Genomic DNA, 8,583 nt, shown 5'->3' on the forward strand with positions numbered 1-8,583 from the left:
CTACACCTACACCTACACCTACACCTACGCCAACACCGACACCGACTCCTACACCTACACCTACACCGACGCCAACTCCAACACCGATTCCGGGTCAGACGATGTCATGCCCTACGGACGAACAGAGTTTCTCCTATAATCAAACCGGATTCCCGGTGGCGAATACTGACCCTGCAGGAGAGCAGCCTATAGGTGTCACCGTTGCGGGCCATCACGTTGATATCAAGGTCGTGGTCGGGCCTATCTCGTGCCCTGTGGATGTTCTCTTTGCGGCATACGCGTCAGCGATCGACCCTGAGGATGTCTATTTCCTCGATTCTGAGTATAGCCTGAGGCCGCGCTCGATGTCGGTCGTCGAGGATGCAGAAGCTGGAAGGACGTCGTCAGATTCCGGGGAGAGGGAAGGTGAAAGGACCGGACGTTCAAGCCGGTTCAGAAACCTCGTCTTCTGGAAGAACGGTGTTACGCAGGTGAACGAAGATCTCCAGGCAGATCTCCCATCGGGGATCTACGTACTTTCTCTTGTCGTGAGACCGTCGGGCGGGGATGATGACAACTCTTACCGCTGGACAACACACTTTATCGTTCCTTAGTTCTCTGGGAAGATAAAGAACAAATTTCGGCTGTCCCGCCTCTTCCGCGGGGCAGCCGATTTTTTTTGCTTCGCCCTGTAATCCTCGTGAGACTCAGGGAAGGGCAAGGGTCTCTCGGATGCCTCAACGGGCGCGCTTATCTCCCGACCGTGAGTTACCGCTCTTTAAATACGATGAATTTATATCCGACAAAATTCCAGAGAAATCCTGCCGCACTGCCGACCGCTGCGCCTATAATGCCCCTCTGGTCTATCGTGAATCCGATTATCGGCCGCAGTGATTCAAAGACAAATGAAGCGACAAGGACATTTGCGACAAACCCTATGAGGCTTACGACAAGAAACTGCAAGAATTCCGCGTTCGTCTTTTTTGTTGTTTGAACCGCAAAGGTCCAATATTTATTCCAATAGTAGCTGTTGATGTTCGCGACGATGAACGAAGCCGCCTTGTAGAGGGAATAAAAGGTAATTCCGCTCATAATAGAATCCTTGGAATCGATTCGAAAAGAGTTCCGCATCAAGAAAATAAGAGACGCCATCACCCCCCAGTCGACGAACATGTTCAGAACGCCGATGACGGCAAATTTTCCGACCTGCCACAGGAGAGAAAATTTCCTGCTCAGGGAATAGATGATCGCAAGACCGAGCGGTGTCGCGATGAAAAGGAAAGGCACCAATATGAGGGTAGAGCGGCCAAAGGATGCCGGCGCGAGGGCCTTCAAGACCGGCAATGCCAGTAGGCCGATGAGCAAGCCGGCAGCGGCGGCCAATCTATAATCTTTTTTAGACATTCTTACAAACAGGTTCGAGGTTTTGCCTTATCCGCGGAACGCGAGCGCGGCTGAAGAGCCGAGGTTAATCTGATTTGCTATCGTGCTCGGGCGGAATATTGCCCTTCAGAAAATAGAGCGGACGTATCTTCGTTTCATCAAATACCCTTCCGAGATACTCTCCGATAATCCCGATGCCGATGAGCTGAATGCCGCCGAGCAATAGGATTGCTACCATTAACGAGGGATAACCTCGGACGGGCTCACCGAAGGCGAGGGTCTTGTAGATGATGACTCCGGCGTAGAGAAAGGCTGACAGGGCGGTCAGCAGACCCAGATACGTCGCTATCCTGAGCGGTGCCGTGGTGAAAGACGTGATTCCCTCGAGGGCGAAGTTCCAGAGACGCCAGTAATTCCATTTCGTCTTTCCGGCAAGCCGGGGATTTCGATGGTAATGCACCGCCTTCTGGGGATAGCCGATCCAGGTAAAGAGGCCTTTCGTGAAACGGTGCTGCTCGCGCAGTTTTCTCAGTGACTCTACCGCCCTTCGGCTCAGCAGGCGGAAATCCCCCGTATCTTCCGGTATCGGTATACGGCTCACTCGATTCATGAGGCGGTAAAAGAAATGTGCCGTCACTTTTTTCAGCCAGCTTTCTCCCTCTCGTGAAAGTCGCACGGCGTATACTCCGTCATAACCCTCATGCCAGTACCGCACTAGCTCAGGAATGAGCTCGGGGGGGTCCTGCAAGTCCGCATCTATGATGATGACAATATCCCCCTGAGCGTGATCAAGTCCCGCGGCCATCGCTATCTCCTTGCCGAAATTCCTGCTCAAGTCGATAATTCCGACAGCATGGTCATTCCTTCGTATCGAGTCGATTATTTCGAGTGTTTGATCGGTGCTGCCATCGTTGACATAAATAACCTCGGTCCGCATCGAGAGGGAGTCCAATACTGAGGAGAGACGCTCATGGAAGGCGTCTAAGACACCGGCTTCATTATATGCCGGTACAATTACTGAAAGGAGAGGGCTTGACTTCATATCCCCTAGCGAATGCTCAACCGGGCGGCCTTTCCATATCTGCAAGCTCTGCGCCTGCCCCGTGTCATCTCCGGCTCTTTCGGAAAGGGCCTCTATCCGGATTAATGAAAGATACCTGAGGAATGCGCGTCAAGTCAAGCAAGGTGCGGAACGAGATACGCCATGGAAGACGCGATTTTCGAAGCCTTTCATAACATCTTCCCGGCAGTGAGGTTCGTCGATCTCGGATGGCACTTCATTTCGAGGAGCCGCTCAAGTCATAGATCTGAATCGCCCCGGTCCGGGAGATGTTTTTCAACCCGCTCCATGAGGGGCTCGGTGCCCCGTATTTCCTCCTTTCATTTTCGCCCCAGTAGATGTGCGTCACTCCGATACCTTTTGCCACGGCAAACCAGTTCTCACGCCCGCGGAAGATCCTTTCGAGCTGACTTTCCCGCGACGCGCTATCGATCCCATGGGACCAGAGATGTCCGGTGTAGCCCATCGCGACCTTAGCGCCCCAGAACATTGCCGGATGATTCGGTTCGGGGGCAACGGCCAGCACCGCTTCTCCCGGTAGTTCAGAGAGGGCCGCCTTCGCTTCCCATAATTCAGCCGCCCGATAGAGTTCGACGCCTGAACTGTTGCCGGGAAGGGAGGAGACGACTGAGACCGCGCCGGAGAAGAAAGCAACGAGACCTATCAAAAGAGCGGCCCACGAAGGCAGCCTCGTCACCCAGGTCTTCCACGCTATCCATGCGATGAGGAGGTACAACCAGATCAATACCTTGATATTGTCCCAGTCCCATGGGGCGAGCATGACGACCGTGAAGACAACGAAGAGCACGCAAGCGGGAATGGCAATAAGGCGTAGTCTTCCGAATCGTTTCTGTAGAACGAAGAAGAGCCCCGCTCCGGCAAAGATGAGCCATGGCCCCAGATTTATCAGCCAGAACTTGAGCAGATTCTCTTGTCCTGCGGTCCACCCGGGCTGGAGGTGCAAGACCCGCGCCTTCGCCAAACCCCCTGTGGAGAAGATCACAAACACGAGCCCGGCCGCTACCGCAGGCATCGCCACCTCGATCATGATCCGCCAGTTCCTGTATAAGAGCATGAAGATGCCGAGTGAGAGCGTGAGAATAAAAAACGTATGGAGGTGAAACCACGCGAGCGATGCCCAGAGCAGGGCGCAGACGACCCTCTCTTCCCTTTGAAGTGTCCGCTCGCCGAGGAGCGTTTCTGTCATCACCCTTAGGATATACACACCGGCCGGTATGGCGAAGAGAAACCCCCGCTGCGTTATCCATAGGGAGAGGAAGAAACTCTTCCATGCGAGCGCGTTCTGAAAATCGTTCATACCGCCGGTTAGGCTCGCCCAGTTGGCGAGACCACCGTTCAGGAAGAAGGCACCTACACCCCACCATCCCATCCACCGGTGCAGCATCGATACGGCAGCGACAGTCATGATGAATCCGGTCAGGAAGAGATGGCTGTCTATCGGAACGCCGAGGATTTCCCACAATCCGTTATAGATATCTATACCGATGGGGTATCTCAGGAGTTCCCCTGCAAAGCCCGGGTTTTCCGGCCAGAAGTGCGCGCCTCCTGCGATATACCGAATGTATTGTATGTGGAGTGAGAGGTCGCCGAAATTATTCGGATGGAGCGTTCTCAGTCCATGATGGGAGTAGTAGAGGAGATAGAGAAAGTGCTCGAGCCCAGCGAAGAGAATAAAACCATATACGAGGGCGGGAATGAATTTCGTATCCGGAAACAATCTCCTTTCGTCTTTCAGCCTCAACCATACCAGGATGCCTGCCGCTGTCCCCACTGCCAGGCTTATGACGGCGGCCGGCATGCTGAGCCGTCCCAGTGCCAGGCCAAAGGCCATCGCCGTGAGAGTCGCAACCGCGATATGTACCAAGAACGCGAGAGCCATCCCTATGTACCCTTCCCCTCCTCCGCACCCGACGGCCCGAAGCCGGGCAGGTCCATCCCCTCGAAAAAGGTCTTTTTCAGATAGACATAGACCGGCTCACGCGCGTCCCGAACTTCTATCATGCGCCGCCAATAGAGACCGTCGATATCCCTATCGTCATGGGTGATCTCTGCAAAGATGACATCCGCCTTTTCCGTGAAGGCCTTCCGGTAATCACCGAATCCGATATTCGGGAACCGCGAGAAAAGCCAGGGGAAAGGCCATGAGTCCTTCAAATTGATCTGGATCTTCATGTTCTGATAAGCCGGTGAGGACTGTACCTTTTTTCTTATTATGTCCTCGATGACCTTCACGTCATTCTTTGTCTGGACATATACATATGGCTCCGATGGATCGGAATAATGTACGAAATTCAGTCTGACACTTGCGGCAGCAGACTGTCCCGCGATGACTGCGGCGACGCAGAGGGCAAGCCAGAAGGCTGGTTTCGTCCTTCGCTCGACGAGAATCGATTCGAACCAGAGGCCCGCCACGATGAGAAAGGGCCACAGAATGCTGATTATAATCCATGGGGTCTTATAGGCGATGAAAGAATAGACAAACCAATTCACGAGCGCCAAGGCAGAGAAGAAACGCATCTTCCATGATCGCGCCCAAAAACCTATGAGAGCCCCGACGAATCCCGCGGCCGCCGCCCATTCGTATCTTGCGAATAACGTAAGCCAATAGAAAAAAGGCTTATCGTGTCCGGAACCGCCGACGCCTGTCTTCAGCCAGGGCGTTAACGCAGTAAAGAAATCTATCGCTCCCTGTCGGTGATGAAGGAATCCCGTGAACAACAAGAACCAGACAGCCGCGCAGACAACAATTATTTTGACAAGAAAAGGCTCATCTATGCCGCTTAACGCCCACTTCGGTGGCGATTCGGTCTTCTCCGTCTCCTGAATTTCTGATTTCACCTCTCCTCCTTTTCTGCTTGCCTGCTTCCCTCTTCTTTTCCCCGCTGATTTCTTCTTTCTGACCGTTCTCGCCTGCCCCTTTTTCTCTTCGCCCGATAACGATTCAAAAATCCGCGGAGACAGTTCCGACCAGCCCCACGCGAGGAGGAGCGAAAACAGAGATATCACGAAGGTCTCCTTCAGCAGCATACACCCGAGCAGACCTGCAAAAGACCAGAGAACCCCCTGCCTATCTCCCTGCTCTTTCGTCCTCAGAAACCCCGTTACCATGAGGATCTGAAAGAAAACAAAGAGAGGCTCGTGGATTGCCGAGCGGCCGAAAAAGCTGAAGCCAGGACTGAGAGCCATTGCCGAGGCAGCGAAGAAGGACGTATAACGCCCCAGGAGGTTACGGTTTTTCAAAATCAACCATACGGAGAGCAGTGCAAATAAGGCTGTCACGAACCTGAACGAGCCGATACCGAATCCGAAAATCTTCTCTGAAATCTGGAGGAGGTAAAACAAGAGAGGCCCGTGATAGTTGGCGGGATCGTATGTGAAGAAGCCGGTTTCCCATATCTGATTCACGAAGAAACCGTTTCCGGACTCGTCGGAGTGCGGCGGCTTGAGGGGGAGATTCGTGAAACAGAGAATGAGCGCTATGAGGAGTATGAGCCAGCCTATGATTCTATCTTTATCCCGCATCTTCAGCAAATATTGTAACAGATTGGGCAGCTAAAAAGAGCGCGGATTGAAGAGATTTCGATGCCGATTCGGCAGTACAAAAGGGAGAATCAACCTCAGTCGGAGAGTGAAACAGCAGGACTTCTTCCTCCTGAAAAAGGCGCGTTCCCTCCATGATATGATTACGATGAGTATGATAGGTATTGACTATAGGAGGCCGTCGAAATGGGGGTGTGGATGAGCGAAAAGAGACTTTTGACGCACGAGGAGCTTAAAGAAGGAAAGTTTCATAAACCTATTAGAAATGCCGACATAGAACACAAGAAGAGCTTTGACCCGCCTGGAACAATTCGCCGTCTGGATTACGAACAGAGTCGGCTCCATGGGTTTCTTTATCATGATCTTTGTGTGGACTATTGTTTGGCTTGGTTGGAACACCCTTGTTCCAAAAGCGTTACGGTTTGATCCATCTCCCGCTTTCGTCTTATGGCTTTTTATTTCAAATATATTGCAGATATTCTTGATGCCGCTGATTATGATAGGACAAAATCTCCAGGGTCGTCACGCAGAAGCGAGGGCAGAGTCGGACTTTGAAGTAAATATAAAAGCAGAGGCGGAAGTCGAGACGATCCTCTTGCATCTCGAACAGCAAAACGCTCTTACTCTCAAAATTCTTCAACATTGAGAAAATGAGGGCCGAAAACCAACAAAGAACTAAACGTCGCACCTTCTTCCTGAAAAGAATGCGGTTCTTCCCAAAGTCCGCGAAACGTCATGGCTCGCCGGATAGTGTCCGGAAGGAGGACGGTCAAGAGGGCGCAGATTTAGCGACCGAGCGTATTCTCTTCATTTCCGCGTTCGCAGGAAGTTGACCAGCTTCCATCGCTCCCGGGACGTAAGCTTATCCTGAAACGCCGGCATGCGGCCGAAGCCGAAGGTGATGGCCTTGAAGATGGTTGAGTCGCTCAATCCCTTCACCATTTCATGATCCAGACCGGGCGGAGGAGGAACGAGCTTTTTGCCTACCGGCCCCCGCTCCGAAGATGTAGCGCCGTGGCACATAAGGCAATTGGTTTCGAAGAGCGCCTTGCCCTCTTCTACAGATTTCGCGGTCGGAGCCATTGGATTCTTGAATTCCATGTCCGGTGAAGCGACCTCTTTGCCGGTCACGGGCACGGAGTCTTTCGGCGGCGAGAGGACCGGCGCTTTGTAGGGCTTGTAGGATTGCTGGTCGTCCATCCAGATCGCGGCCACGAGCAGAGGGGCGACAGTAAGAATCATTATCCTAATAAAAGCAGTCTCGCGCCAAGCGCGCAAAGAACGCGAAGTACAACTATTTGAATTTCTTTGCGAGCTTTGCGGCTTTGCGTGAACAATCGTTTTTAGGATTATACGAAAAAATCGTTTCACAGCATATCCTCCCTGGTGATCCGAAGAGCGCCGGCATCCTGCATGATCTCCTCCGCCCGGCCCAAGTGGTCTCTGGTGGTCGAAACGCTGATCCCGATGGTGCCTTCCCCGATTGCCGGATCATAGACCCGTTCTCTCCATGGCGGGAGTCTCATTTCCATGAACATGCCGATGATCGCGCCCAAGATAGCGAAGAGCATAGTGAGCTCATAGGTGATGATGCCGGTCGGGAAATACGCTATTATCGGCTTGTCCCCGGTCTGCACCGGGTACATGTAGGAGGTCCCTGCTGCCAGGGCAAAGCCCGCGCATGCTCCGAGGACCCCGCCGACCGCGGAGACCCAGCGGAACCAGGTACGCCGGCCTGTCTTCACGATCACGCCGTCCGGATAGGGAACGGAGGTGAGCGAGGTGATCGTCTCTTCGCCGATCCCGGCCTTGATCAGGCTGTCCACGGCCCTGGCCGCAGCCTCAACATCCTTGAATGTCCCGAGAGTTTCCATATCTCTTCTCCTTAAATAGCAGCGCGTATTATATTCGCGCAAAGTCGCAAAAGCCGCAAAGAAAGATAGAATTTATTATTCTTAAAGAAACGTTTTCACTCCTCTCCTGTAGTTGTATGCACCTTTCCACGGCCGAGTTCGACATCGGCATGGCTGACCCCGAGCTCCCGCACATCGGTCACCGCCACTATCGGGAAAAACTTTGTAAAGAGCACATAGAGGAGCGCGAAAAGGGCAAGGGCCCCGAGGTTGACGGAGGTCTCGACGAGGGAGGGGGAGTATGTATGCCAAATGAACGGCATGTTCTTATGCGAAAGCGACGGCACGATGATGAGGAACCGCTCGATGTACATACAGATATTGACCAGTAAGGTGATTGCGAGCATCGCCTTGAGATTGCGCCTGACCTTCCTGAAGCAGAGGGCGGTGACCGGCAGTATCGAGTTTCCGAAGAGCATGAGGAGGAGAAGCGGCGTGTACTTGCTTGCCATGAAGCTCCAGACCTCCCACTCGATCGGCTCGTGGGCGTACCAGGTGATGTTGACATCCACGAAATAGGCATAGGACCAGAGCAGGCAGATCGTCAGAAGGAGTTTCCCCATGTTGTCGAAGTGCTCCGGGGTGAGATACTCCTCCAGGTGGAAGGCCCTCCGGATGATGATCATCAGCGTGATCACGGCCGCAACCCCGGAAGTGATGGCGCCGATGACGAAGTACGGGGGAAAG

General features: G+C 53.2%; 9 protein-coding genes. 2 read left to right on the forward strand and 7 right to left on the reverse strand.

Features of this window, described 5'->3' with window-relative positions:
• The coding region (locus VEI96_06775) for a hypothetical protein (GenBank protein ID HXX57687.1) at positions 1 to 593 on the forward strand (593 nt) is incomplete at its 5' end.
• 154 nt (positions 594 to 747) lie between these two features.
• On the opposite strand, the gene VEI96_06780 is transcribed toward VEI96_06775, so the two are convergent.
• From VEI96_06780 to VEI96_06795, 4 genes are all read right to left on the reverse strand, one after another.
• The gene (locus VEI96_06780) at positions 748 to 1,383 is read right to left on the reverse strand and encodes a GtrA family protein (protein ID HXX57688.1); all 636 of its coding nucleotides are present in this window, start codon (positions 1,381 to 1,383) and stop codon (positions 748 to 750) included.
• A 64-nt stretch (positions 1,384 to 1,447) separates the two neighbouring features.
• Entirely contained in the window at positions 1,448 to 2,404 is a 957-nt protein-coding gene (locus VEI96_06785) for a glycosyltransferase family 2 protein (GenBank protein ID HXX57689.1), read from the reverse strand.
• 235 nt (positions 2,405 to 2,639) lie between these two features.
• Positions 2,640 to 4,322: a hypothetical protein gene (locus VEI96_06790; GenBank protein ID HXX57690.1), complete on the reverse strand. Its 1,683-nt coding sequence runs from the start codon at positions 4,320 to 4,322 to the stop codon at positions 2,640 to 2,642.
• A 2-nt stretch (positions 4,323 to 4,324) separates the two neighbouring features.
• Complete coding sequence (locus tag VEI96_06795) at positions 4,325 to 5,965, reverse strand: flippase activity-associated protein Agl23 (protein ID HXX57691.1); 1,641 nt, start codon at positions 5,963 to 5,965, stop codon at positions 4,325 to 4,327.
• A gap of 361 nt (positions 5,966 to 6,326) precedes the next feature.
• On the opposite strand from VEI96_06795, the gene VEI96_06800 reads away from it, so the two are divergent.
• The gene (locus VEI96_06800; GenBank protein HXX57692.1) at positions 6,327 to 6,629 is read left to right on the forward strand and encodes a DUF1003 domain-containing protein; all 303 of its coding nucleotides are present in this window, start codon (positions 6,327 to 6,329) and stop codon (positions 6,627 to 6,629) included.
• 161 nt (positions 6,630 to 6,790) lie between these two features.
• Here VEI96_06800 and VEI96_06805 read toward each other — a convergent pair whose 3' ends face one another.
• From VEI96_06805 to nrfD, 3 genes are all read right to left on the reverse strand, one after another.
• Complete coding sequence (locus tag VEI96_06805) at positions 6,791 to 7,225, reverse strand: cytochrome c (GenBank protein HXX57693.1); 435 nt, start codon at positions 7,223 to 7,225, stop codon at positions 6,791 to 6,793.
• A 125-nt stretch (positions 7,226 to 7,350) separates the two neighbouring features.
• Positions 7,351 to 7,857 (reverse strand): quinol:electron acceptor oxidoreductase subunit ActD, encoded by a 507-nt coding sequence (locus VEI96_06810; GenBank protein ID HXX57694.1) that lies wholly within the window; start codon positions 7,855 to 7,857, stop codon positions 7,351 to 7,353.
• Between the two features lie 95 nt (positions 7,858 to 7,952).
• Positions 7,953 to 8,583 (reverse strand): NrfD/PsrC family molybdoenzyme membrane anchor subunit (nrfD, locus tag VEI96_06815; GenBank protein HXX57695.1); only part of this gene is annotated, 631 nt, incomplete at its 5' end.

It is taken from the genome of Thermodesulfovibrionales bacterium (assembly GCA_035622735.1).
In the GTDB taxonomy this organism is placed as follows: Bacteria; Nitrospirota; Thermodesulfovibrionia; order Thermodesulfovibrionales; family UBA9159; genus DASPUT01.